This window comes from Sphingomonas sp. Tas61C01 (assembly GCF_052567495.1).
Map to the genome: position 1 here is coordinate 3294755 of NZ_CP199583.1, position 23956 is coordinate 3318710.

Consider the following 23956-nt stretch of genomic DNA (forward strand, 5'->3'; position numbering starts at 1 on the left):
TGTTTCGGGCAGCATGACCAATTACAGCCCGACCAACGCGACCAACTACCCCCTGCTCGCGATGCCGCACGTCCAGCTTCACGGCCCGGTCGACGAGGGCATGTACATGCGCTTCAAGGCGCAGCTCGCCGACGCGCCTGCCGACGGCCCGCTGGTGGTGTCGATCACCACGCTCGGCGGCGATCCGGAAATGGCGCGCGCGATGGCCGACGACATCCGCCTGCTGCGCGAATATACCGGGCGCGAGACGCTGTTCCTGGGCAAGGTCGCGGTCTATTCGGCGGGCGCGACCTTCATGGCCGGCTTCCCGGTCGAGAAGCGCTTCCTGACCCGGCATTCGCGGCTGATGATCCACGAACGGCTGATGACCAGCACGGTGCACCTGTCGGGCCCGCTCAACACGCTCAGCCACACGCTGAAGGCCAAGCTCAACGAAATCGAGGATTCGATCCGCATCCAGGACGAAGGCTTCCGCGATCTCGTCGCCGGCTCCAGCGTCAGCTTCGAAACACTCCGCCAGAAGGCGCCGTCGAACTGGTATCTGGAGGCGGAGGAAGCCCGCGATCTCGGGCTGGTGCTCGATGTCATCTGAGGCATGATCTGAGGTGGGGCAGGCCCCAGCCCCTTGCGCCGGGCAGGGCGAAGGCATAGCTGCATCGCAACAATCATCGTTGGAGCGCCGCGGCAATGGCCGAGTTCACCCTGCCCAAGAACAGCAAGGTCAGCAAGAAGGGTAAGGTCCACAAGGCGACCGCCCATGACGGTGCCGCGCCCACGCGGGTGAAGAAATTCCAGGTCTATCGCTACGATCCCGACAGCGGCGAGAACCCGCGCTACGACACCTTCGAACTGAACCTCGACGAATGCGGGCCGATGGTGCTCGACGCGCTCATCAAGATGAAGGCCGAACAGGACAGCTCGCTCACCTTCCGCCGCTCGTGCCGCGAGGGCATCTGCGGGTCGTGCTCGATGAACATCGACGGCAAGAACGGGCTCGCCTGCACCACCGCGATCGAGGACGTCCGCGGCGACATCCGCATCACCCCGCTGCCCGCGATGGACGTGATCAAGGATCTCGTCCCCGATTTCACGCACTTCTACGCGCAATATGCCTCGATCAAGCCGTGGCTGCAGACGGTCACGCCGCCGCCCTCGGGCAAGGAGCGCCTGCAGTCGCCCGAGGACCGCGCCAAGCTCGACGGCCTGTACGAATGCATCATGTGCGCCTGCTGCTCGACCTCGTGCCCGAGCTATTGGTGGAACAGCGACAAGTTCCTCGGCCCGGCGATCCTGTTGCAGGCGTATCGCTGGCTTGCCGACAGCCGCGACGAGATGACCGGCGAACGCCTCGACCAGCTCGAGGACCCGTTCCGCCTGTATCGCTGCCACACCATCATGAACTGCGCGAACACGTGCCCCAAGGGCCTCAACCCCGCCAAGGCGATTGCCGAGGTCAAGAAGATGGAAGCCGAGCGGGTTCTTTAATCCCGCCGGCGCTTCCTCTTTTCCGTTCGTCTCGAGTAGTCGTCGAGCTTGTCGAGACGGCGTTTCGAGAGACATCGCCTGGGGCCGTACCTCGATACGGGTCTCGACAGGCTCGACCCTACTCGGCACGAACGGGATGTGATGACCGACCACCCCCTCTTCGTCTACGAAGACGATCCCGACATGCTGGGCTGGAAGCGCTGGCAGTTCCGCGACCCGACCCGCTTCAACGCCTTCATCGAACCGCTCCACGTCCGGGTCGAGGGCGAGATCGCCCGGGTTCGCATGGTCCCGGGCCACCAGCATTCCAACATGCGCGACGCGGTGCATGGCGGCGCGCTGCTCGGCTTCATGGACGTCGCGCTGTTCGCCGCCGCCCGTGCGTTCGGCTGCCTGTCGGCCGGCGGCGCGGTGACCGTCGACCTCTCCGCGCAGTTCATCGGCGCGGCACGGATCGGCGTCCCGATCGAGGCGCGGCTGGAGCTGCTGCGCGAGACCGGCCGTTTGCTGTTCCTGCGCGGGTTGATCGTCCAGGAGGGCGAACCCACCATCGCCAGCTTCGGCGCGACCGTGCGCAAGTCGTCGGCCAAGTAGATGGCTCGTCGATGTGAAGCCGCCACCCCGGCGAAGGCCGGGGCCCAGCAGCGACGGCGGAATTTGGCTGGCGCTGCGCTCCTTTATCTCCACCTTCCCGACTGGGCTCCGGCCTCCGTCGGGGTAGTGCGCCGATGACCGGCGTCCTCGCCGCCTACGACGCCCTCATCACCGCGGGCGAGTTGCGCCCCGATCCCGAACAGGCCGCCGCCGCCGCGCACCTCGACGCGCTCGCCACCGGCCTCGCCCGCAAGCCCGGCCTGCTCGCCCGCCTCCGCCGCCCGGCGCCGCCGCGTGGCGTCTACCTCTGGGGCGGGGTCGGTCGCGGCAAATCGATGCTGATGGACCTGTTCGTCGGCAAGGCCGCCGAGCCGCGCAAGCGCCGCGTCCACTTCGCCGAGTTCATGATCGAGATCCATGGCCGCATCGCGATCGAGCGCCGCAAGGAAGCCGGCGATCCGATCGCCGCGATCGCCGCGCAGATCGCGGACGAGACCCGGCTGCTCGCGTTCGACGAGATGATGGTGACCAACTCGCCCGACGCGATGATCCTGTCGCGGCTGTTCACCGCGCTGATTGCGGCGGGCGTGGTGATCGTCACCACCTCCAACCGCGCGCCCGCCGATCTCTACCGGAACGGGCTCAACCGCGAACATTTCCTGCCCTTCATCGCGCTGATCGAGACCCGGCTCGACGTGCTCGCGCTCAACGGGCCGGTCGATTATCGCCGCGACCGGCTCGGCCAGCAGGATACCTGGCTCGTCCCCAACGGCGCCGGCGCCACCGCGCAGCTCTCCGCCGCCTTCTTCCGCCTCACCGATTACCCGCCCGAAGATGCCGAGCACGTTCCCGAGGAGATGCTGAGCGTCCAGGGCCGCACGCTGCGCGTGCCGAAGGCGCTGAAGGGGGTCGCGGTGTTCGCGTTCAAGAAGCTGTGCGGCGAGGCGCGCGGCGCCGCCGACTATCTCGCGATCGCGCGCCGCTACCACACCGTGATCCTGGTCGGCATCCCCGTGCTCGGCCCGGAAAACCGCAACGAGGCGGCACGCTTCGTCCAGCTGATCGACTCGCTCTACGAACACAAGGTCAAGCTGCTCGCCGCCGCGGACGCGCAGCCCGATGCGCTCTACCCCGCGGGCGACGGGCGTTTCGAATTCCAGCGTACCGTCAGCCGCCTCGAAGAGATGCGCTCCGAGACCTATCTCGAGCAGGGCCATGGCACTATTGATACTGCGAACCAGTCGCAGTAGAGATCGTTAACGCTTGGTCTTTAGCGGTTGTGCTTCGGGACCGATGCGCCTATCCGGCGTGACCATTCGTGCCCCACGACGGAGAAGGACTGAATGGCCCGCAAGAAGATCGCGCTCATCGGCGCCGGCAACATCGGCGGAACCCTCGCCCATCTCGCGGCGCTGAAGGGTCTCGGCGACATCGTGCTGTTCGACGTGGTCGAGGGCGTGCCCCAGGGCAAGGCGCTCGATCTGTCGCAATGCGCGCCGGTCGAGGGCTTCGACGCGAAGATCACCGGCACCAACGACTATGCCGACATCGCCGGCGCCGACGTGATCATCGTCACCGCCGGGATCGCGCGCAAGCCCGGCATGAGCCGCGACGACCTGCTCGGCATCAACCTGAAGGTGATGAAGGCGGTCGGCGAGGGCATCCGCGACAACGCCCCCGACGCCTTCGTGATCTGCATCACCAACCCGCTCGACGCGATGGTATGGGCATTGCGCGAATTCTCCGGCCTGCCGCACCACAAGGTCGTCGGCATGGCCGGCGTGCTCGATTCGGCGCGCTTCAGCCATTTCCTCGCCGAGGAATTCGACGTGTCGGTGAAGGACGTGACGAGCTTCGTGCTCGGCGGGCACGGCGACACGATGGTCCCGGTGATCCAGTATTCGACCGTCTCCGGCATCCCGGTGCCCGACCTGATCGAGATGGGCTTCTCGACCCAGGAAAAGATCGACGCGATCGTCAAGCGCACCCGCGGTGGCGGCGGCGAGATCGTCGCGCTGCTGAAAACCGGGAGCGCCTATTACGCCCCCGCGACGAGCGGTATCGCCATGGCGGAGGCTTACCTCTACGACCAGAAGCGCGTCCTGCCCGCGGCGGCGCACCTGTCGGGCCAGTATGGCATCGACGATCTCTACGTCGGCGTACCGGTGGTGATCGGCGCCGGCGGCGTCGAGAAGATCGTCGAGATCAAGCTCGACGACGAAGCCAAGGGCAACCTCGCGGTGTCGGTCGATGCGGTGAAGGAGCTGCTGGTGGCGTGCAAGGGGATCGACAACTCGCTGAACTAAGGCCTCTGCGTTAAGAGCGCACCACCCCGGCGAAGGCCGGGGCCCAGTTGGGAAGGCGGATGTTATGGAGGATCAGGCCTTCGTCTACATCATGGCCAGTCAGCGGAACGGAACGCTCTACCTTGGTTCGACGATCGACCTTGCCAAACGGGCATGGGAACATCGCAACGGAGTTGGCGGTGCGTTCGCCGCGGAACATGGGTGCCGCTATCTCGTCTGGTACGAAGCATGCGGTGGATGGGAAGCGGCCCGACTGCGTGAGAAGCAGATGAAGGAATGGAAGCGTGCATGGAAGTTGCGGGAAATCGAAGGGCTTAATCCCGAATGGGATGACCTGTACGATCGTATCGCTCTACCATGATCACCTTCCCAACTGGGCCCCGGCCTTCGCCGGGGTGGTAGGTTTGGAGATAAGATGAGCATCCTCGTCGACAGGAACACCAAGGTCATCACCCAGGGGATGACCGGCGAAACCGGCAGCTTCCATACCAAGGCGGCGCTGGAATACGGCACGCAGATGGTCGGCGGCGTGACGCCGGGCAAGGGCGGGATCGAGCATCTCGGGCTGCCGGTCTACGACACCGTCGCCGAGGCGAAGGCGAAGACCGGGGCGACCGCGAGCGTGATCTACGTGCCGCCGCCCTTCGCCGCGGATTCGATCCTCGAGGCGATCGACGCGCAGATCCCGCTGATCGTCACGATCACCGAAGGCATCCCGGTGCTCGACATGGTCCGCGTCAAGCGCGCGTTGTCGGGATCGAAGTCGCGGCTGATCGGTCCGAACTGCCCTGGCGTGCTGACGCCTGGCGAGTGCAAAATCGGGATCATGCCCGGCAGCATCTTCAAGCAGGGTTCGGTCGGCGTCGTCTCGCGCTCGGGCACGCTGACCTACGAGGCGGTGTTCCAGACCTCGAACGCCGGGCTCGGCCAGACCACCGCGGTCGGGATCGGCGGCGATCCGGTCAACGGCACCAACTTCATCGACGTGCTCGAACTCTTCCTCGCCGACGATGCGACCAAGTCGATCATCATGATCGGCGAGATCGGCGGCTCGGCCGAAGAAGAAGCCGCGCAGTTCCTCCGCGACGAGGCGAAGCGTGGCCGCAAGAAGCCGATGGCTGGCTTCATCGCCGGCCGCACCGCGCCCCCGGGACGCCGCATGGGCCATGCCGGCGCGATCGTGTCGGGCGGCCAGGGCGGCGCCGAGGACAAGATCGCGGCGATGGAAGCCGCCGGGATCAAGGTGTCGGCGAGCCCGTCCGAATTGGGCACGACGCTGCTGGAAGTGTTGAACGGGTAAAAATCCCTCTCCCGGCGGGAGAGGGAGGGAGCGCCGCAGGCGCGGAAGGGTGAGGGTGATGAGCCCTCTCGCTTCACCCTCACCCTCCCACCGCCCTGCGGGCGGCGGGCCCCTCCCTCTCCCGATGGGAGAGGGGCGTAAGGAAACGGATCATGGGCTACGAAGGCCAGGATTTCAGCGACATCGCCTCGGGCGTCAGCCCGGCGTTTGTCGAGGGCTTGTACGCGACCTACAAGAGGTCGCCCGACACCGTCGAGCCCGGCTGGCGCGCCTTCTTCGAAGGGCTGGAGTCGACCGCGACCGGCCCCAGCTGGGCACGCTCGACCTGGCCGCTGACCACCACCGACGATCTCACCGCGGCGCTCGATCCGACCCAGATGGAGCCCGCGCCCAGGCCCGCCAAGGGTGGCAAGGCGGCGCCCGCCGCCGCGGCGCCCGCGCCGTCGCAGGACGACATCATCAAGGCCGCGGGCGACGCGATCCGCGCGCAGCTGCTGATCCGCACCTATCGCGTGCGCGGCCACCTCGCCGCCAACCTCGATCCGCTCGGCCTCGCCAGCCGCGAGATGCCGGAGGATCTGAAGACCGACTACCATGGCTTCACCGACGCCGACATCGATCGCCCGGTCTATCTCGGCGGCACGATGGGGCTGCAATGGGCCACCGTGCGCGAACTCGTCGACACGCTGCGCGCCAATTACTGCAGCAATGTCGGCCTCGAATACATGCACATCGTCGATGTCGAGGAACGCCGCTTCCTCCAGGATCGCATGGAGGGGAAGGACAAGGGCGCCGATTTCAGCCCGCTCGGCAAGAAAGCGATCCTCAACAAGGTGATCGAGGCCGAGCAGTGGGAGAAATTCCTCGGCCGCAAATATGTCGGCACCAAGCGGTTCGGCCTCGACGGCGGTGAATCGATGATCCCTGCGCTCGAAAGCGTGATCAAATATGGCGGCCAGTACGGCGTCCGCGAGATCGTGTTCGGCATGGCGCACCGCGGCCGGCTGAACGTGCTCGCCAACGTGATGGCAAAGCCGCTGCGCGTGATCTTCCACGAATTCGCGGGCGGCTCCGCCAACCCCGACGACATCGGCGGATCGGGCGACGTCAAATACCATCTCGGCACCAGCACCGATCGCGATTTCGACGGGATCAAGGTCCATATGTCGCTGGTCGCCAACCCCTCGCATCTCGAGGCGGCGGACCCGGTCGTGCTCGGCAAGACCCGCGCGATCCAGACGATCGCGGGCGACCTGAAGGAACACACCGCCTCGCTGCCGGTGCTGATCCACGGCGACGCGGCGTTCGCGGGGCAGGGGATCGTCTGGGAATGCCTCGGCTTCTCCGGGATCCGCGGCTACAACACCGGCGGCTGCGTTCATTTCATCATCAACAACCAGATCGGCTTCACGACCAGCCCGCAGTTCGCGCGCTCGTCGCCCTATCCGTCGGACGTCGCCAAGGGCGTCCAGGCGCCGATCTTCCACGTCAACGGCGACGATCCGGAGGCGGTGACCTTCGCCACCAAGATGGCGATGGAGTTCCGCCAGACCTTCCACCGCGACATCGTCATCGACATGTGGTGCTATCGCCGCTTCGGCCACAACGAGGGCGACGAGCCGAGCTTCACCCAGCCGCTGATGTACAAAGCGATCAAGGATCACCCGCCGGTCAGCACGCTCTACGGCGAGCGACTGGTGGCGGAAGGCGTGATCGACAAGCAGTGGCTCGACGACAACGTCACCCAGTACACCAACCTGCTCGAGGGCGAGTTCGAGGCGGGCGCCGCCTACAAGCCCAACCGCGCCGACTGGTTCGCGGGTCGCTGGTCGGGCCTCCACGCCCCCGCCGATCCCGAGACCGCGCGGCGCAGCGTCGATACCGGGCTCGACCGCAAGTTGTTCGACTCGCTCGGCCGCACGCTGACGACCGTCCCCGACAGCATCGTGATCCACAAGACGCTCGCCCGCGTGATCGACGCCAAGCGCGAGATGTTCGCGAGCGGCGCCAACTTCGACTGGGCGACCGGCGAGGCGCTGGCGTTCGGGTCGCTGCTGTCGGAGGGCTATGGCGTCCGCCTTTCGGGCCAGGATTCGGGCCGCGGCACCTTCTCGCAGCGCCACGCGGTGTGGATCGACCAGACCGACGAGCACAAATACCTGCCGCTCGCGCAGATCGAGCATGGCCGCGTCGAGATCCTCGATTCGCCGCTCAGCGAATATGGCGTGCTCGGCTTCGAATATGGCTATGCGATCGCCGATCCGAAGACGCTGGTGCTGTGGGAGGCGCAGTTCGGCGATTTCGTCAACGGCGCGCAGATCATGATCGATCAGTTCATCGCCGCGGGCGAGGCCAAGTGGCTCCGCGCCAACGGCCTCGTGATGCTGCTGCCGCACGGCTATGAGGGGCAGGGGCCCGAACACAGCTCGGCGCGCCCGGAACGTTTCCTGCAGCTGTGCGCACAGGACAATATGCAGGTCGCGAACTGCACCACCCCGGCCAATTACTTCCACCTGCTGCGGCGGCAGATGCACCGCACCTTCCGCAAGCCGCTGGTGGTGATGACGCCCAAGTCGCTGCTCCGCCACAAGCTGGCGGTCAGCGAGACCGCTGATTTCCTCGGCGACAGCCACTTCCAGCGGCTGCTGTCGGACACCAACGGCGCCCCCGACACGGCCACCCGCCGCCTGGTGCTGTGCACCGGCAAGGTTGCCTACGACCTGATCGAGGCGCGCGACGCGGCGGGCGACACCGCCACCCAGATCGTGCGCGTCGAACAGCTCTATCCGTTCCCCGGCGACGCGCTGGCGGCTCGGATCGCGCGGATGCCGACCCTCGAAGACGTCGTCTGGGCGCAGGAGGAACCGCGCAACAACGGCTACTGGACCTTCGTCGAGCCCTTCATCGAGGAGTCGCTGAAGGCCGCGGGCTGCGGCGTCGCCCGCGCCCGCTATGCCGGCCGCGCGGCCGCCGCGTCACCCGCGACCGGGCTGATGAAGCGCCACCAACTCGAACAGGCCGCGCTCGTCGCCGACGCGCTCGGCCACAATGTCCGCGGGGAAATCCGGCGGACGAAGAAGAACTGATCTTCCTACCACCCCGGCGAAGGGGCTCCCATCGAAGTATTACTTCGATGGGGTCCAAGGCCGGGGCCCAGGTGGGAAGGCTGATGTAATCATGCGCAGCGGTCACCAATGATCGCTTCGTCACTGGGCCCCGGCCTTCGCCGGGGTGGAAGGAAGTGGGAATGGCGACGGAAATCTTGGTGCCGACCTTGGGCGAATCGATCACCGAGGCCACGCTCGGCGAATGGCTCAAGCAGCCCGGCGACGCGGTCGCCGCGGACGAGCCGATCGCCAGCCTCGAGACCGACAAGGTCTCGGTCGAGGTGCCGAGCCCGGTCGCGGGCGTGATGGGCAGCCACGCGGTCCAGGTCGGCGATACCGTCCAGGTCGGCGCGATGCTCGCCACCGTCGATGCGGGCGGCAGCGCCCCCGCCCAGGCCGCCGCCCCGCAGCCCGCGGTCACCCAAAGCCCCGCTTCCGCGCCCGCGCCCGCCGCCGAACCGTCCGGCGACGGCCCCGCTGCGCTCAGCCCTTCGGTCCGCCGCGCCGTCCTCGAACACGGCGTCGACCCGGCGACCGTGAAGGGCACCGGTCGCGACGGCCGCATCACCAAGGAAGACGTCACCGCCGCCGCCAGCGCCAAGCCCGCAGCCGCCGCCCCGACGCCTGCAGCCTCGCCCGCGCCCGCCGCCTCAACATCCGGCCGCAAGGAAGAGCGCGTCCGCATGACGCGCCTGCGCCAGACCATCGCCAAGCGCCTGAAGGAGGCGCAGAACACCGCCGCGATGCTGACGACGTTCAACGACGTCGACATGACCGCGGTGATCGCGGCCCGCGCCAAGTACAAGGACCTGTTCGAAAAGAAGCACGGCGTCCGCCTCGGCTTCATGGGCTTCTTCGTGAAGGCCGCGTGCATGGCGCTGAAGGACATCCCCAGCGTCAACGCCTCGATCGACGGCGACGACATCGTCTACCACGATTATGCCGACGTCTCGGTCGCGGTATCGTCGCCCGGCGGCCTCGTCGTGCCGGTGATCCGCGATGCCGACCAGCTCACCGTCGCCGGCATCGAAAAGACGATCGGCGACTTCGGCAAGCGCGCCAAGGACGGCACGCTCAAGATGGACGAGATGAAGGGCGGCACCTTCACCATCTCGAACGGCGGCGTGTTCGGCTCGCTGATGTCGACCCCGATCATCAACCCGCCGCAATCCGCGGTGCTCGGCCTCCACCGCATCGAGGACCGCGCGGTGGTGGTCGACGGCCAGATCGTGATCCGCCCGATGATGTACCTCGCACTCAGCTACGACCACCGCCTGATCGACGGCCGCGAGGCGGTGACGTTCCTGGTCGCGCTGAAAAATGCTATCGAGGACCCGACGCGCATCCTGATCGACCTGTAAGCTTCGTGCTTCTGCGCACGCAGGAGCCCAGGGTGACGGAGCGCGGCGCTCTTGGCTCTGGGTTCCTGCGTTCGCAGGAACACGGTAGAGGTCGGGCATGAGACCCGGCTGCGTCTACCTGATGGCGAGCAACCGCAACGGCACGATCTATCTAGGCGTGACCAGCGATCTGCCGGCCCGGGCTTACCAGCATCGCAACCGGTTGATCGACGGGTTCTCGAAGGAACATCGCTGTACCCGGCTTGTCTGGTACGAAGCGAGCGACGACATACAAGCGGCAAGGCAACGCGAGTTGCAGATGAAGAAATGGAAGCGGGCCTGGAAGATCGATCTGATCGAGCAGAGCAACCCGCAGTGGAAGGACTTGTACGAGACGCTGTTCTGACATGTGTTCCTGCGAACGCAGGAACCCAGAGCCAAGGATGGTCCCGCTCGTAACCCTGGGCTCCCGCGTTTGCCGGAGCACGATGGAGCAGAAGAATGGCCGACGACCAGCAATACGACTATGACGTCCTCGTGATCGGCGCCGGGCCCGGTGGCTATGTCGCCGCGATCCGCGCCGCGCAACTCGGCCTGCGTACCGCGTGTGCAGAGGCGCGCGAGACGCTCGGCGGGACCTGCCTCAACGTCGGCTGCATCCCGTCCAAGGCGCTGCTCCACGCGTCGGAGATCTACGAGGAGGCCAAGGGCGGTCACCTCGCCAAGTTCGGCATCGACTTCGCCGGCGTCGCGCTCAACCTCGATCAGATGCACGCCGAAAAGGCCAAGGCGGTGAAGGAACTCACCGGCGGCATCGAATTCCTGTTCAAGAAGAATAAGGTGACCTGGCTGAAGGGCCGCGCCGCGTTCCAGGACGCGCACAGCGTCAAGGTGGGCGACCAGACCGTCACCGCAAAGAACATCGTCATCGCCACCGGCTCGTCGGTCACCCCGTTGCCCGGCGTCGAGATCGACCAGAAGACCGTCGTCGACAGCACCGGCGCGCTCGCGCTGCCCAAGGTGCCCGAGCATCTCGTGGTGATCGGCGGCGGCGTGATCGGCCTCGAACTCGGCAGCGTGTGGCGTCGGCTCGGCGCCCGGGTGACCGTGGTCGAATATCTCGACCAGATCCTGCCCGGCTTCGACGGCGAGGTCCGCAAGGAAAGCGCCAAGCTGTTCAAGAAGCAAGGCTTCGACCTGCGCACCTCGACCAAGGTCACCGGCGTCACCGTCCAGGGCGACAAGGCCAGCGTCCAGGTCGAACCCGCCGCCGGTGGCGAGGGCGAGACGCTCCAGGCCGATGCGGTGCTGGTCGCGATCGGCCGCAAGCCCAACGTCGATGGCCTCGGCCTCGACGCGGCGGGGCTCCGGCTCAACGCCCGCGGCCAGATCGATACCGGGCACGACTTCCGCACCGCGGTCGACGGCATCTGGGCGATCGGCGACGTCATCCCCGGCCTGATGCTCGCGCACAAGGCGGAGGACGAGGGCGTCGCGGTGGCGGAAAACATCGCCGGCCACACCGGCATCGTCAATCACGACGTCATCCCGAGCGTGGTCTACACCATGCCCGAGATCGCGGGCGTCGGTCTGACCGAGGAAGCTGCGGCCGCGAAGACCGCCGAGAGCGGGGGCATCAAGGTCGGCAAGTTCCCGATGATGGCCAACAGCCGCGCGAAGACCAACCGCGACACCGACGGCTTCGTGAAGGTGATCGCCGACGCCAAGACCGATCGCGTGCTCGGCGTGTGGATCGTCGCCAGCCTGGCCGGCACGATGATCGCGGAGGCGGGCATCGCGATGGAGTTCGGCGCCACCAGCGAGGACATCGCCTATACCTGCCATGCCCACCCGACGCACGCCGAGGCGCTGAAGGAGGCTGCGATGGCGGTACAGGGCAAGCCGATCCACATGTGACGCGCCGGGGCGGGACGGATCGCGACCGATGATCGATCCGGACCGCCTGTCGCTGGAAGCCGAATGGCTCGCGCTGACCCGCGAGACCCTCCCCGCACTCGCCCGCGCGCGTGATTGGCCGGTCAGCGCGGACCATTGCTTCCAGCGCATCCTGCTCGACAATGCCGTCGGCGGCCGCTGGTACGACGCGGTCGCGGCCCGCCCGGCCTATCGCCACATCGCGGTCCAAACCCTCGCCCGTGCCGTCGCGCTGGCCAACGCCGCGATCGCCGGAGAAGCGGACCTGCGCGACCTGAACCGCCGCTCGCTGGCCTGGCGCCGCGCGGCGAAGCTTTAGGGCGAAGGGGAGCGGGAAGGCCCACTGCGCGGCCACTCCACCCGCCCGCCCCATTGTGCTCCCGCGAAGGCGGGAGCACAGTACTGTGTCCCCGCCTTCGCGGGGACACAAGGTGGGAGTGGGCGCCCCGTGCCCCGAATCCACCCGCTAACCCGTACCCCGGCGAAGGCCGGGGCCCAGTCGCGATGGCCGAGCTAACGCAGCCCGACACCCGCCAACGACGGTCTCACCTGGGCCCCGGCCTCCGCCAGGGTACGCCGCTCTACCTAGGGCCTACCGTTTCTTCACCGTCCGCAGCTTTTCCGCGCCGCTCGCCTCCCGTTCATGGTGCTCCCGCGAAGGCGGGAGCCCAGTACTGGGTCCCCGCCTTCGCGGGGACACAAGGTGGGAGTGGGCGCCCCGTGCCCCGAATCCACCCGCTAACCCGTACCCCGGCGAAGGTCGGGGCCCAGTCGCGATGGCCGAGGTAACGCAGCCCAACGCCTGCCAACGACCGTCCCCCACCTGGGCCCCGGCCTCCGCCGGGGTACTTCGTGCTTGACGCCCTTGGACGGCTATTTCTCGTCGGCAAGTTCTTGAAGGCGCCCTACGATCTGCGTCTCCAATTTGTAGATGTCGGTCAGCGCCGCCACCGAGTGGCGGGTTTCCAGCTTGCCGCTGAACGTCCCCACATATCGCGTCGTCGGGCTGTTGAAATGCAGGCGTGCTATCGATTTGCGATTATTGTCATCCAGCAGGATTGCGCAATACGACTTGGAGTCTCGGATCACGACCCGTTTGGGATCGACGTGGCGCGCAGCGATAGCTTGCACGATCCGGAAGCCGCCGATCTCCTCCTCCGTCGTGATGACGCCATCTCCCGTCGACATGTCATCGGAACTGCCCTCGACGATTTCCGTCGGCGCCGGGTTCGCCACGTTCAGTGCCGATGTGAGGCGATCATTAACGCGATCACGGATTAGGGCAGCGATCGATGCTGCGAGGATCGGCTGGAACTGCTCTTTGACTGCAGCGGTCATGCGCCCAGACTGAACCTTCGCGGCCATCATCCGCACGAATTCCGGCGAAGGTTCGGCAAATTCGCGCTCCAGCTCGAGTCGCATTTGCGACTCGAGCTTCAGCCGACCCGCTTCTGCGACGATCGCATCGATGTTGAACTCGGTACGGGAGAAACGCTCCAGCGTCGTCGGATCGGTCCGCTTGATCGCATCCAACGAGAACATGAAGAACGGCTTTTCATCCATCCGGTTTGGCTGCTCGATATCCGAATAGAAGTGGTAGTCGACGCCGTTGGTCAGCAACGCTACTCGTGCGTCGGTCGTCGCGAAATAACGGTAGAGTTGTGAAGCGTGCTTCAGATCCAGATCAATGGTCGAAGGTTTGCACTCGATCAGGATGCTGACCCGCCCATCGATACATAGGGCATAGTCGACCTTCTCACCCTTCTTGATGCCGACGTCGGCGGTGAATTCCGGTACGACCTCGGCCGGGTTGAACACATCATAGCCGAGTGCCTGAAGGAACGGCATCACGAGCGCTGTCTTGGCCGCTTCCTCAGTCAGCAAAAGCTCACGATGCTGCGCTGTTCTTTTCTCGAGCTCGATGAGCTTGGTAGCCAATTCCATTCGACTCTCCCCTCGATGACGAGCCTGACGAGGTTACCGGTCGAGTCAAGTAAGATCAGCCCCGGTATCGGTCGTATACGGATCTACGCGTGCCGTTCTACTTGGTTGAATCCGAACGACGTGCGCAACGTGCCACCGCCGCCTCGCCGCCGACTATCTCGCGCTGTCGACGACCGGGGTGGAGATCGTCCACCTGTAGCGTCGCAACGTTTGCGCCACCCGTGTCCCCGCGAAGGCGGGGACCCAGTACTGGGCTCCCGCCTTCGCGGGAGCACAATGGGGCGAAACCCACGCTGCTGGTTACCCCGCTTTCGGCCCCAGGAACCGCTTCATCAGCGCATCCGCCGCCTGGTTCAGCGCATCCGCCAGCACCGGCGGCTCCTTCGCCGCACCGTGTGCCGCCGCCGCATCGGGCGTGTCCGTCGTGCGCTTGGTCAGCGCCGCGCTCGCCGCCGCCGCGGCCATCGTCAGCCCGGCCGCCAGCATCTCGCGGCCAGCCGGGGTGTTCGCCGTTTCCAGCAGCGCCGCGCCCTGCTTCATCAGCTCGTCGGGGATCGCGAAGCCCGCGGGCTTGGTCGTCGCGCCCGCAGCTGCCGCCTTCGCCGCCTTCTTGTCCTTCTTCTTGCCCATGATTTCGCCCCGTGCCCGATCGTTCGTGTATCGCGAACTTAAGACACCGTCCGCACTTTTCAACGCCACTAGGTAGCGACCGCAGCCCGCGCGCCCTATGTCCCCGGACTAGCGCCCAAGATAGAACAGAAGTAGAACCGTCACCATGTTGACCAAAATCAGCGTTCGCGGTGCGCGCGAGCATAATCTGAAGGATGTCGATATCGACATCCCCCGCGACACGCTAACCGTGATCACCGGCCTGTCCGGCTCGGGCAAGTCGAGTCTCGCCTTCGACACCATCTATGCCGAGGGGCAGCGCCGCTACGTCGAGTCGCTGTCGGCCTATGCGCGCCAGTTCCTCGAGCTGATGCAGAAGCCCGACGTCGATCATATCGAGGGGCTGAGCCCCGCAATCTCGATCGAGCAGAAGACCACCAGCCGCAATCCGCGCTCGACGGTCGCGACGGTGACCGAGATCTACGACTACATGCGCCTGCTCTGGGCGCGCGTCGGCACGCCGTACAGCCCCGCGACCGGGGAGCCGATCGCCGCGCAGACCGTCAGCCAGATGGTCGATCGCGTGCTCGCGCTGCCCGAGGGCACCCGGCTCTATCTGCTCGCCCCCGTCGTCCGCGGCCGCAAGGGCGAATATCGCAAGGAGATGCTCGAATGGCAGAAGGCGGGGTTCACCCGCGTCCGCATCGACGGCACCATCCACGAGATCGACGAGGCGCCCGCGCTCGACAAGAAGTACAAGCACGACATCGAGGTCGTCGTCGACCGCCTCGTGACGGGTGGCGAGATCGCGACCCGCCTCGCCGAAAGCTTCGAGACCGCGCTGAAGCTCGCCGAAGGTCTCGCCTATGTCGACCCCGCCGACCCAGTCGAGCCGCACACTCCGAGCTCGGTCGTGCTCGGCGACAACGCCCCCCCGGGGCGCATCGTGTTCAGCGAGAAGTTCGCCTGCCCGGTCAGTGGCTTTACGATCAGCGAGATCGAACCCCGCCTGTTCAGCTTCAACGCGCCCCAGGGCGCATGCCCGGCCTGCGACGGGCTCGGCGAGAAGCAGCTGTTCGACGAGGATCTCGTCGTCCCCAACCACGCGCTCAGCATCAAGAAGGGCGCGGTCGTGCCCTGGGCCAAATCCAACCCGCCCTCGCCCTATTACATGCAGGTGCTCGGCAGCCTTGCGCGCGAATTCGACTTCGCGATCGACACCCCCTGGGGCGAGCTGCCCCAGGAGGTCCGCGACGTCGTCCTCCACGGCAGCCGCGGCAAGCCCGTCACCCTGACCTTCGTCGACGGCAAGAAGAAGTACGACGTCAAGAAGCCGTTCGAGGGCGTGATCGGCAACCTCAACCGCCGCCTGCTCCAGACCGAGAGCGCGTGGATGCGCGAGGAGCTGTCGAAATACCAGTCCGCCGCCCCGTGCGAGACCTGCCACGGCGCCCGCCTCAAGCCCGAGGCGCTGGCGGTCAAGATCGCGATGAAGGACATCAGCTACGCCACCCATCTGTCGGTGGTCGACGCGCTCGCCTTCTTCACCGATCTCCCGACGCATCTCGGCGACCAGCAGCGCGCGATCGCCGAGCGCATCCTGAAGGAGATCGTCGAGCGCCTCGGCTTCCTCAACAATGTCGGGCTCGATTACCTCAACCTCGATCGCACCAGCGGCACGCTGTCGGGCGGCGAGAGCCAGCGCATCCGCCTCGCCAGCCAGATCGGCAGCGGCCTGTCGGGCGTGCTCTACGTGCTCGACGAACCCTCGATCGGGCTCCACCAGCGCGACAACGACATGCTGCTGAAGACGCTGCGCCGCCTGCGCGATCTCGGCAACACCGTGCTCGTCGTCGAACATGACGAGGACGCGATCCGCACCGCCGACTACATCATCGACATGGGGCCGGGCGCGGGCGTCCGCGGCGGCCAGGTCGTCGCGCAGGGCACGCTCAAGCAGCTCCTGAAATCGAAGGGCAGCATCACCGCCGATTACCTCAACGGCACCCGCGAGGTGCCCGTCCCCAAGGTACGCCGCAAGGGCAACGGCAAGAAGCTCACCGTCCACAACGCCACCGCCAACAACCTCACCGGGGTCACCGCCAGCATCCCGCTCGGCACCTTCACCTGCGTCACCGGGGTGTCGGGCAGCGGCAAATCGAGCTTCACGATCGACACGCTCTACGCCGCCGCCGCGCGCGAGCTGAACGGCGCCCGCATCCAACAGGGCAAGCACGACAAGATCACCGGCCTGCAATATCTCGACAAGGTCATCGACATCGATCAGTCGCCGATCGGCCGCACCCCGCGCAGCAACCCCGCGACCTATACCGGCAGCTTCACCCAGATCCGCGACTGGTTCGCCGGCCTGCCCGAAAGCGCCGCGCGCGGCTACAAGCCCGGCCGCTTCAGCTTCAACGTGAAGGGCGGCCGCTGCGAGGCGTGCCAGGGCGACGGCGTGCTCAAGATCGAGATGCACTTCCTCCCCGACGTCTACGTCACCTGCGACGTCTGCCACGGCGCCCGCTACAATCGCGAGACGCTGGAGGTGAAGTTCAAGGGCCACAGCATCGCCGACGTGCTCGACATGACCGTCGAGGACGCCGCCGAGTTCTTCAAGGCGGTCCCCCCGATCCGCGACAAGATGGCGATGCTGGTCGAGGTCGGCTTGGGCTACGTAAAGGTCGGCCAGCAGGCGACGACGCTGTCGGGCGGCGAGGCGCAGCGCGTCAAGCTCGCCAAGGAACTCTCCCGCCGCGCCACCGGCAACACCCTCTACATCCTCGACGAACCCACGACGGGCCTGCATTTCGAGGACGTCCGCAAATTGCTGGAGGTCCTCCACGCGCTCGTCGAACAGGGCAACACCGTGGTGGTGATCGAACACAATCTCGACGTCATCAAGACCGCCGACTGGATCCTCGACCTCGGCCCCGAAGGCGGCGTGAAGGGCGGCGAGATCGTCGCCGAGGGCGTGCCGGAAACCGTGGCGAAGGCGAAGGGAAGCTTTACGGGGAAGTACCTGGCGCCGTTGCTGAAGGGCAGGGGCGTGGAGGCTGTGGCGGCGGAGTGAGGAATCTTCCTTTTGCATTTCCGTCTATCTTGAGGAAATTCGCGACGTAAATTCGAAGCGAAACATAATTTTGTGTCCGCGCTTTGCAGGCTGTGGCGAAATGCGGTGACATCAGTCATTTGCCACAGTTGCGCGCTAACGTAGTCACTTGACGAAGATAACGAATGTTGGAAAGTGGCTCTGGGGACATTTTTCGATGGGGGATCCGTGGCACTAACCAGTTCGTATGTTCTAGGTGTAAGCCGATTTCCTGATTTCTTTGCACGCATCAGAGATGGGCAGGCTCCCGACCAATTCACCAATCAGCTTCTGAAGGATTGGGGTTTTTCTTCATCTAACGACCGAGCTTTTATACCCCTGTTGAAATCGTTGGGTTTTTTATCGGCATCCGGACAGCCGACGCAGAGATACCATGACTATCGAGATCACTCGCAGTCACGAAAGGTTCTGGCGGAAAGTTTGCGTGAGGCATACCGAGATATTTTTCTGATTACATCCTCTCCGAAAGAAGGGGATCGTGAGTCCGTAAAAGGTAAGTTCAAAAGCTATCACAATGCGAGTGATAATACGGCTGCCAATATGACGGCGACCTTTTATGGTTTGCTAAAGCTAGCTGATTTGTCCTCAGCCGCTGATGCGCGCTCTGATGTTAAGAAAGGTCATGAGCGCGAAGAAGCCAGCCCTGTCATCGAGGCGCAATCGTCAGAAGGAGCGAATGGCTCGAACAAGATTGGAACATCGTTTCACTACAATATCCAGGTCCATCTTCCTGCAACAAAGGACGTAGAGGTATACAATGCCATCTTTAAATCTCTGAAGGAGCACCTTGTTGAGTAGCGATTTGCTCAGAGGTTTTCTGTTTCGGGGCTTGATGTTCGAGGCTGAGGCCGGCACGTTTCAAAGTGCTGGTATCCAAATCGGGGCCTCTAGCATAGCGGGAGAAGAGGCTCTCCTGACGGAGCAGCTAGCACCCTTTGGACTTCAGCGACGAGACGCGGCCTTAGAAATGTCTCGACTTTATGCTTTGTTGTTTTGTTTTGAGAACGAGCTTCGTGACTTCGTCCGAGAACGATTACTAGAGAACGAGGGAGCTGACTGGTTCAGTCAACTTCCGCCGAAGATTATTGGTTTCGCGAAGGCTCGTCGAGATACTGCGCTAAAAGATTCTTGGCTGGAAGGACAGAAAACGGATGATCTTGGGTTTCTTGATTTTGGGCATTTAGGGCAAATTATAATTAACAAGTGGGACTGCTTCAAAGATATAGTCCCGTCTCAGCACTGGTTATCGCAGCGTATGGACGAGATAGAAAAGTCCCGAGATTTTATCGCGCACAACCGGCTGTTATTACCGAGTGAGTTCCAGCGGCTATATATGTATATCGCTGATTGGAACCGGGTCATAGGTTTATAGGACTACCGGCTAAGTTTAGATACCATGCCGCAGTAGACCAGTACAGTCGCGCCGAGCTCGTCGCCCGTCAGGCGATCCCCCGTGCGCTGGTGCTAGCGCTAGATTTCACTTTGACTGAATACTACCTCCACACCATGTGCAACGAAGTAGCCCGCCGTATCGCCCTAGGCCAACTGCGGGAGGACTGGTCGCAGCTGAAGATCCCGCTGCTGTTCCCCGAGGGGCTGCCGAACCTCGCGCCGCTCGACAGCATCCGGATCACCGACACGACGCTCGTCATCCGCGCCGCCAATGGCGACGCCGCCGCCCCCGGTTCGGCCGAGGCCATCCAGCGGCGGTGGAGCTGGCCGGGGCCGGGGGGCAAGCCGGTCTACAACTATCGCTCCGACGGCCGCGACCTGCGGACCGGGCGGTGCCTGATCCCGGTCGACGCCTTCTACGAATTCACCACACCCGCCGCCGAACCCGGCGCGCCCAAGGCGAAGCGCAAGCATAAATGGGCCTTCGCGCACGCCGCCGACGACTGGTTCTGCATCGCCGGCCTGTGGCGCAGCGGCGTCGCGGGCAAGGACGGCGCGCCGGTCGACGGGCATGGCGAGGCCTTCACCCTGCTCACCACCGAACCCGGCCCCGACGTCGCGCCCTATCATTCGCGCCAGGTCGTCGTGCTCCCCCGCAGCGACTGGGCGGCGTGGCTCGACGGATCGGGCGCCAGCCGCGACCTCTGCCGCCCCGCGCCCGCCGGCACCTTCCGCGTGACCCCCGCAAGCTGACGGCGCGACCGGGCTGAAGCCGGTCGGGGAGGGGGCGGGGGCGCGCCCCGCCGCGGAAGCCGCCTTGATCGCGGCAACGGCCCACCCCGGCAACGACACTCGGCAACGACACCACCCCGGCAACGACACCACCCCGGCGGAGGCCGGGGCCCAGCTGGGAAACGGCCGTAACGAAGCGCCACCCTTAATTACCGCCACCTGCGCAACTGGGCCCCGGCCTTCGCCGGGGTGGGGCAACTCGGGCCGATGTGCTCCCACGGGAGGCTGGCCACGCAGCCGAAGGCGCGATCGGCGTCGCCTGCGCGCCGCTACCGCCGCCCGCGCCGAACCCTACAGCCCGACCGCCTTGCGCAGCGCCGCGTTGACGCGGCTCTGCCAGCCGGGTCCGCCTTCACGAAACTTGTCGAGCACGTCGCGGTCGAGCCGCAGCGTCACCTGCCGCTTCGCCTCGCCGCGCTGCGGAGGTCGCCCGCGCACCACGCCATTGGGCCCGAGATAGCCGGTCGCCGGCCGGATCACCTTACCGCCGATCGAGAACTCGGCGATGTCGAACATCTCGTCGGTCCATTCCGGCGCGTCGTCGGCCGGATCAAGCCAGGCGGTGCCGGAACTTGGTTTGCTCTCGCTCATTCGCATTCCTCATCGAAATGACACGCCGCCCGCCTTCGGCCTCGGTCCAGATCACCACAACCATCCGGCCATCCAGCATGCCGACGGTCGAATAGCGTGGCTCCGCATAGTCGAAGCGGTCGTCCTCGAATTCGAACACCGGCCCGTCGAACACCGTCACCGCATCGGCGAAGTCCAGGCTGCGTTCCAAGAGCGTGGCCGCACGTTTCTCCGGATCGAAACTGACCTCCATCCGCCCACCCTATCGCGCGGTCCCGATAATGTAACTACGTAATGACCGCAGTCAACCCACCCGCCGCACCCGGCACGCGACATAACGCTGTCCTACACACCGCATCCGGGCATATCCGAAGCGTCCACCCGCCCGCCACGCGCCGGCGCCGCCCGGAGGACGCTCATGAACGCACCCCTCGACACCACCCGCTCTCAGCCCGTCGATCCCACCATGGCGGTCATCACCGCCTCCCGGCGCGGCGACGGCTGGACCGGGGAACGTCAGCGCGCGTTCTGCGAGGCGCTCGCGCAGGGCGACAGCGTCGCCGCAGCCTGCCGGTCGCTCGGCCTTTCGATCGCCTCGGCCTACGCCTTCCGGTCGAGCGCGCGCGGCGCCGCCTTCGCGATCGGCTGGTCCGCCGCGCAGCTGCTGCAGCGCCACCGCCTGGCCGACGAACTCGCCACCCGCGCGCTGGAGGGGCAGACCGTCACCACCACCCACCGCGACGGCACCGTGGTCGAACGCCATGTGTTCGACAATCGGCTCGCGATGGCGATCCTCACCCGTCTCGATCGCCGGGCCGCCGAAGCGGATATTGGCGCCTCCGATTCAAGCGGCGTCGACGGTCACGCCGCCCGGCTCGCCGCGGGCGAGTTCGACCGCTATCTCGATCTGCTCGCCGCCGATGCCGCGCCCGCGCGCGCCGCGATGTTCGTCGCGTTGCGCGGCGCCGATGCGACGGGCCGCGCCGATCTCGACGCGATCGCCCGCCTCGGGCGCGCCGATCTCTACGTCCGCGTCGGCGCCGGGGTGGCGGCCGAGGTCGACATCGCCGATCTCGACATCGCCGCCCGCGTCGGCTGGACCGCGGAGCAATGGGCGCGCGCCGAGGCCGCGGGCCTGGTCTCGATCGATGCGCCCCCTGCCGCTCCTCCTGCCGCTCCCCCGCCCGCGAAACCGCCGACCGACCCTCAACTTATTCAACATTCGCCGGCGCCGCCGCCCGCCGCATGGGAGAATGTCCGCGTGTGGGAGGATTATGACGGCTGGCGCACCGATTTCCCGCCGCCGCCGCAATTCGGCGGCAAGGAATTCGGCCGTTATGGCGAAGAAGGATATGAGCGCGGGCTCTCGGACGAGGAGGCGGACCTGCTCGACTGGCGCATGCAGGCCGAACGCGACGAACTGGCGCGTGCCGACGAACCCGCCCGCGCCGCCTGGCTCGACAGCCTCGCGCTTCCCGAGGAGCCACGCCGCCCCACGCCGGACTGACCGGGCAGGCGTTCAGGCGGTGCCCATCACCTGCGTCGCGAAGCGCTCCATCTCCTCCGCCTGTGGGCTCATCTGCAACAGCAGCAGGTCGAGCCCCGCGGCCTCGTATTCGGCGATGCGCTCGCGCAGCTGTTCGGGGGTGCCGACCAGATTGGGCCGCAGCCCGCGGTTGGAGACCGAATATTCCTGCAGCTTCATCTCGCGCTCCAGCTGCGTGCCCGACAGCCACTGGTCGAAATTGGCATAGCCCGCGGGCAGCTCGGCGACGGTGGTGATCCGCTCCAGCTCGCGCTTCGCCTCCGCCTCGCTGTCGCGGACGATCGCATAGGCGGCCATGCCGAACTGCATCGGCGTGCCCCCGGCGCGCGCGCGGCGCTCGGCCATGTCCGCGATCTTGGGTGCGATCGCCGCGGCGGGGTCACCGTGCATGACATAGGCGTCGCACTGCGCCGTGATCATCGCCTTGGCCTGCTCGCTCTCGCCGCCGGCGTAGACGGTCGGGCGCTTGGCGGGTTTGGGCGAACAGATCGCGGCGTCGGTGGTGTAGAAGTCCCCGGTGAAGCTGAACCGCTCCTCGGTCCACAGTCCGTCGACCACCTGGAGCCATTCGCGGGTGCGGGCGTAGCGATCGTCATGCTGGTCGAACTGCAGGCCATATTGCCTGGCCTCGTCCGCCCACCACGACGACACGACGTTGAGCGCGAGCCGCCCGCCGCTGATCCGGTCGATGTTCGCGGCGGCCTTGGCGAACAGCGCCGGGTGGTGGAAATTGGGGCGGACCGCGACCATCAGCTCGACCGTCTCGGTCACCGCGGCCAGCGCGGCGGCGGTCGACCAGGCATCCAGCGCGGGCTGCTCGACGCCCTTGATGTCGTTGAGGTTCAGCTCCGCAATCAACGTCAGGTCGTAGCCCCAGCGCTCCGCATCCTGGGTCAGCCGCTTGGTATACTCCCACGTCGCCGCCATCCCCTCGTCGGGCACGTTGCGCAGCCATCCGCCAAACACCGGAGTCCAGTAACCGTACCGCATCAACGTGCCTTCCCGATCGTGTCGACGAGGAAATCGACGAGACGGTCATGCGGATCCCAGCCCAGCACCTCGTCGGGCCTGGCGACGAAGTTGGACAGCGCGTTGATGTCGTAGAACCGCGCCACCCCGTCACGGTCGTCGATCATCACCTCGACCCCGCCGACGTCCATCCCCACCGCCACCGCGATCCGCTCGGCAGCATCGCGCAGCTCGACCGGAGGCTCCACCGCCGCCATCGAGATCCCCGATCCCGGCACCACGCATGCATCCGCGGGGCAGAGATCGAACGCACCCCCGCCCGCCACGTCGATGGCGTAGAGGAACCGCCGGTCCAGCGTCTCGATCCGCGTGATCGCCCCGCCGCGCACCGGCACATATTCCTGCACCAGCAACACCCCGTCGATGCTCCCCGGCAACGCTCCGTCCTCGACCCCGGCGCGCAGCTCGTCCAGCGTCTCGAACCGCACGATCCCCGCACCGGAGCCGCCGATGTTCGCCTTCACCACGATCGGAAACCGCAACTGGGTGGCCGCACCGACCACGTCCGCCGCCCGGTGCACCACCCGCGTCTCCGGCACCGCCAGCCCCAGCGAGGCGATCAGCGCCAGCTGCCGGGCCTTCGACGCGTCGATCGCCATCGCCTCCGCCCCGTTCACCACCCGCGCCCCCAACCGCCGCCAATGGTCGAGCAGCGCGATGCTGTGGAAGATCGGGTGCTCGTCGGCGCGCAGAAAGCTCGACATCGCGATCCGGTTGAACATCACCGGCGCGGGCGCTTGCGTCGCCGCGGGGTTCCAGTCGCCATCCGGGCTCATCGTCGCGAAGTCGACGCCCCGCCGCTCCAGTGCGGCGAACAAGGGTGCGAACCACGCGGGATGCTCGTAGAGAATGGCAAGATCGGTCATCGCGCCGACATGCGGCAAGCGACGAGCAC

General features: G+C 66.1%; 23 protein-coding genes. 17 read left to right on the top strand and 6 right to left on the bottom strand.

Annotation, left to right across the window (positions count from 1 at the left end):
- Positions 1 to 13: 13 nt before the first annotated feature.
- The 12 genes from ACT009_RS15385 to ACT009_RS15440 all read left to right on the top strand — a co-directional run bounded on the left by ACT009_RS15385 (position 14) and on the right by ACT009_RS15440 (position 12386).
- Positions 14 to 592 (top strand): ClpP family protease, encoded by a 579-nt coding sequence (locus ACT009_RS15385; protein WP_445191936.1) that lies wholly within the window; start codon positions 14 to 16, stop codon positions 590 to 592.
- Positions 593 to 687: 95 nt separating this feature from the next.
- On the top strand, positions 688 to 1485 hold the full coding sequence (locus ACT009_RS15390) for a succinate dehydrogenase iron-sulfur subunit (RefSeq protein WP_445191937.1): 798 nt from the start codon (positions 688 to 690) through the stop codon (positions 1483 to 1485).
- A 141-nt stretch (positions 1486 to 1626) separates the two neighbouring features.
- The gene (locus ACT009_RS15395; protein ID WP_445191938.1) at positions 1627 to 2079 is read left to right on the top strand and encodes a PaaI family thioesterase; all 453 of its coding nucleotides are present in this window, start codon (positions 1627 to 1629) and stop codon (positions 2077 to 2079) included.
- A 134-nt stretch (positions 2080 to 2213) separates the two neighbouring features.
- Complete coding sequence (gene zapE / locus ACT009_RS15400) at positions 2214 to 3329, top strand: cell division protein ZapE (RefSeq protein ID WP_445191939.1); 1116 nt, start codon at positions 2214 to 2216, stop codon at positions 3327 to 3329.
- Between the two features lie 93 nt (positions 3330 to 3422).
- Entirely contained in the window at positions 3423 to 4385 is a 963-nt protein-coding gene (gene mdh / locus ACT009_RS15405) for a malate dehydrogenase (protein WP_445191940.1), read from the top strand.
- Positions 4386 to 4449: 64 nt separating this feature from the next.
- Positions 4450 to 4746, top strand: a complete 297-nt coding sequence (locus ACT009_RS15410; RefSeq protein ID WP_445191941.1) for a GIY-YIG nuclease family protein — start codon at positions 4450 to 4452, stop codon at positions 4744 to 4746.
- Positions 4747 to 4800: 54 nt separating this feature from the next.
- Positions 4801 to 5685, top strand: a complete 885-nt coding sequence (gene sucD / locus ACT009_RS15415) for a succinate--CoA ligase subunit alpha (RefSeq protein ID WP_445191942.1) — start codon at positions 4801 to 4803, stop codon at positions 5683 to 5685.
- Positions 5686 to 5837: 152 nt separating this feature from the next.
- A complete protein-coding gene (locus ACT009_RS15420; protein WP_445191943.1) occupies positions 5838 to 8771 on the top strand; it encodes a 2-oxoglutarate dehydrogenase E1 component in 2934 nt (977 codons plus the stop codon).
- Between the two features lie 161 nt (positions 8772 to 8932).
- Positions 8933 to 10153: a 2-oxoglutarate dehydrogenase complex dihydrolipoyllysine-residue succinyltransferase gene (gene odhB, locus ACT009_RS15425; RefSeq protein WP_445191944.1), complete on the top strand. Its 1221-nt coding sequence runs from the start codon at positions 8933 to 8935 to the stop codon at positions 10151 to 10153.
- A gap of 97 nt (positions 10154 to 10250) precedes the next feature.
- Positions 10251 to 10538 (top strand): GIY-YIG nuclease family protein, encoded by a 288-nt coding sequence (locus ACT009_RS15430; protein WP_445191945.1) that lies wholly within the window; start codon positions 10251 to 10253, stop codon positions 10536 to 10538.
- 95 nt (positions 10539 to 10633) lie between these two features.
- The gene (lpdA, locus tag ACT009_RS15435; protein WP_445191946.1) at positions 10634 to 12049 is read left to right on the top strand and encodes a dihydrolipoyl dehydrogenase; all 1416 of its coding nucleotides are present in this window, start codon (positions 10634 to 10636) and stop codon (positions 12047 to 12049) included.
- 28 nt (positions 12050 to 12077) lie between these two features.
- Positions 12078 to 12386, top strand: coding sequence for a GCN5-related N-acetyltransferase (locus ACT009_RS15440; RefSeq protein ID WP_445191947.1), 309 nt, complete (start codon positions 12078 to 12080; stop codon positions 12384 to 12386).
- A gap of 554 nt (positions 12387 to 12940) precedes the next feature.
- On the opposite strand, the gene ACT009_RS15445 is transcribed toward ACT009_RS15440, so the two are convergent.
- A complete protein-coding gene (locus tag ACT009_RS15445; protein ID WP_445191948.1) occupies positions 12941 to 14011 on the bottom strand; it encodes a type I restriction endonuclease in 1071 nt (356 codons plus the stop codon).
- Between the two features lie 300 nt (positions 14012 to 14311).
- The gene (locus tag ACT009_RS15450) at positions 14312 to 14641 is read right to left on the bottom strand and encodes a hypothetical protein (RefSeq protein ID WP_445191949.1); all 330 of its coding nucleotides are present in this window, start codon (positions 14639 to 14641) and stop codon (positions 14312 to 14314) included.
- A 145-nt stretch (positions 14642 to 14786) separates the two neighbouring features.
- On the opposite strand from ACT009_RS15450, the gene uvrA reads away from it, so the two are divergent.
- The 4 genes from uvrA (at position 14787) to ACT009_RS15470 (ending at position 19877) form a co-directional block, all read left to right on the top strand.
- Positions 14787 to 17693, top strand: a complete 2907-nt coding sequence (uvrA, locus tag ACT009_RS15455) for an excinuclease ABC subunit UvrA (protein ID WP_445191950.1) — start codon at positions 14787 to 14789, stop codon at positions 17691 to 17693.
- Positions 17694 to 17867: 174 nt separating this feature from the next.
- Positions 17868 to 18530, top strand: coding sequence for a DUF5343 domain-containing protein (locus ACT009_RS15460; RefSeq protein WP_445191951.1), 663 nt, complete (start codon positions 17868 to 17870; stop codon positions 18528 to 18530).
- A complete protein-coding gene (locus ACT009_RS15465; RefSeq protein WP_445191952.1) occupies positions 18523 to 19104 on the top strand; it encodes a Swt1 family HEPN domain-containing protein in 582 nt (193 codons plus the stop codon). The genes ACT009_RS15460 and ACT009_RS15465 overlap by 8 nt, the downstream gene beginning before the upstream one ends.
- A 134-nt stretch (positions 19105 to 19238) precedes the next feature.
- On the top strand, positions 19239 to 19877 hold the full coding sequence (locus tag ACT009_RS15470) for an SOS response-associated peptidase family protein (RefSeq protein WP_445191953.1): 639 nt from the start codon (positions 19239 to 19241) through the stop codon (positions 19875 to 19877).
- A gap of 330 nt (positions 19878 to 20207) precedes the next feature.
- Here ACT009_RS15470 and ACT009_RS15475 read toward each other — a convergent pair whose 3' ends face one another.
- Both ACT009_RS15475 and ACT009_RS15480 read right to left on the bottom strand, forming a co-directional pair.
- Positions 20208 to 20507, bottom strand: a complete 300-nt coding sequence (locus ACT009_RS15475) for a BrnA antitoxin family protein (RefSeq protein WP_445191954.1) — start codon at positions 20505 to 20507, stop codon at positions 20208 to 20210.
- On the bottom strand, positions 20467 to 20739 hold the full coding sequence (locus ACT009_RS15480; protein ID WP_445191955.1) for a BrnT family toxin: 273 nt from the start codon (positions 20737 to 20739) through the stop codon (positions 20467 to 20469). The genes ACT009_RS15475 and ACT009_RS15480 overlap by 41 nt, the downstream gene beginning before the upstream one ends.
- A 165-nt stretch (positions 20740 to 20904) precedes the next feature.
- Between ACT009_RS15480 and ACT009_RS15485 the strand changes: the two genes are divergently transcribed.
- Positions 20905 to 21993 carry a hypothetical protein gene (locus tag ACT009_RS15485; protein WP_445191956.1) on the top strand — a complete coding sequence of 363 codons (1089 nt, stop codon included), beginning with the start codon at positions 20905 to 20907 and terminating at the stop codon, positions 21991 to 21993.
- A 12-nt stretch (positions 21994 to 22005) separates the two neighbouring features.
- On the opposite strand, the gene ACT009_RS15490 is transcribed toward ACT009_RS15485, so the two are convergent.
- Together ACT009_RS15490 and ACT009_RS15495 are read right to left on the bottom strand one after the other, a co-directional pair.
- Positions 22006 to 23022: an LLM class flavin-dependent oxidoreductase gene (locus ACT009_RS15490; protein ID WP_445194117.1), complete on the bottom strand. Its 1017-nt coding sequence runs from the start codon at positions 23020 to 23022 to the stop codon at positions 22006 to 22008.
- On the bottom strand, positions 23022 to 23927 hold the full coding sequence (locus ACT009_RS15495) for an ATP-grasp domain-containing protein (RefSeq protein WP_445191957.1): 906 nt from the start codon (positions 23925 to 23927) through the stop codon (positions 23022 to 23024). Before ACT009_RS15495 ends, ACT009_RS15490 begins: the two co-directional genes overlap by 1 nt.
- Positions 23928 to 23956: the final 29 nt, after the last annotated feature.

Coding starts and splice junctions, on each gene's coding strand:
- ACT009_RS15490 (WP_445194117.1), bottom strand. CDS start 23,022: ATGCGGTACGGTTACTGGACTCCGGTGTTTGGCGGATGGCTGCGCAAC.
- ACT009_RS15440 (WP_445191947.1), top strand. CDS start 12,078: ATGATCGATCCGGACCGCCTGTCGCTGGAAGCCGAATGGCTCGCGCTG.
- odhB (WP_445191944.1), top strand. CDS start 8,933: ATGGCGACGGAAATCTTGGTGCCGACCTTGGGCGAATCGATCACCGAG.
- ACT009_RS15450 (WP_445191949.1), bottom strand. CDS start 14,641: ATGGGCAAGAAGAAGGACAAGAAGGCGGCGAAGGCGGCAGCTGCGGGC.
- ACT009_RS15470 (WP_445191953.1), top strand. CDS start 19,239: ATGTGCAACGAAGTAGCCCGCCGTATCGCCCTAGGCCAACTGCGGGAG.
- ACT009_RS15395 (WP_445191938.1), top strand. CDS start 1,627: ATGACCGACCACCCCCTCTTCGTCTACGAAGACGATCCCGACATGCTG.
- zapE (WP_445191939.1), top strand. CDS start 2,214: ATGACCGGCGTCCTCGCCGCCTACGACGCCCTCATCACCGCGGGCGAG.
- ACT009_RS15475 (WP_445191954.1), bottom strand. CDS start 20,507: ATGAGCGAGAGCAAACCAAGTTCCGGCACCGCCTGGCTTGATCCGGCC.
- ACT009_RS15485 (WP_445191956.1), top strand. CDS start 20,905: ATGAACGCACCCCTCGACACCACCCGCTCTCAGCCCGTCGATCCCACC.
- ACT009_RS15495 (WP_445191957.1), bottom strand. CDS start 23,927: ATGACCGATCTTGCCATTCTCTACGAGCATCCCGCGTGGTTCGCACCC.
- mdh (WP_445191940.1), top strand. CDS start 3,423: ATGGCCCGCAAGAAGATCGCGCTCATCGGCGCCGGCAACATCGGCGGA.
- ACT009_RS15420 (WP_445191943.1), top strand. CDS start 5,838: ATGGGCTACGAAGGCCAGGATTTCAGCGACATCGCCTCGGGCGTCAGC.
- ACT009_RS15445 (WP_445191948.1), bottom strand. CDS start 14,011: ATGGAATTGGCTACCAAGCTCATCGAGCTCGAGAAAAGAACAGCGCAG.
- sucD (WP_445191942.1), top strand. CDS start 4,801: ATGAGCATCCTCGTCGACAGGAACACCAAGGTCATCACCCAGGGGATG.
- uvrA (WP_445191950.1), top strand. CDS start 14,787: ATGTTGACCAAAATCAGCGTTCGCGGTGCGCGCGAGCATAATCTGAAG.
- ACT009_RS15385 (WP_445191936.1), top strand. CDS start 14: ATGACCAATTACAGCCCGACCAACGCGACCAACTACCCCCTGCTCGCG.
- ACT009_RS15480 (WP_445191955.1), bottom strand. CDS start 20,739: ATGGAGGTCAGTTTCGATCCGGAGAAACGTGCGGCCACGCTCTTGGAA.
- ACT009_RS15410 (WP_445191941.1), top strand. CDS start 4,450: ATGGAGGATCAGGCCTTCGTCTACATCATGGCCAGTCAGCGGAACGGA.
- lpdA (WP_445191946.1), top strand. CDS start 10,634: ATGGCCGACGACCAGCAATACGACTATGACGTCCTCGTGATCGGCGCC.
- ACT009_RS15390 (WP_445191937.1), top strand. CDS start 688: ATGGCCGAGTTCACCCTGCCCAAGAACAGCAAGGTCAGCAAGAAGGGT.
- ACT009_RS15430 (WP_445191945.1), top strand. CDS start 10,251: ATGAGACCCGGCTGCGTCTACCTGATGGCGAGCAACCGCAACGGCACG.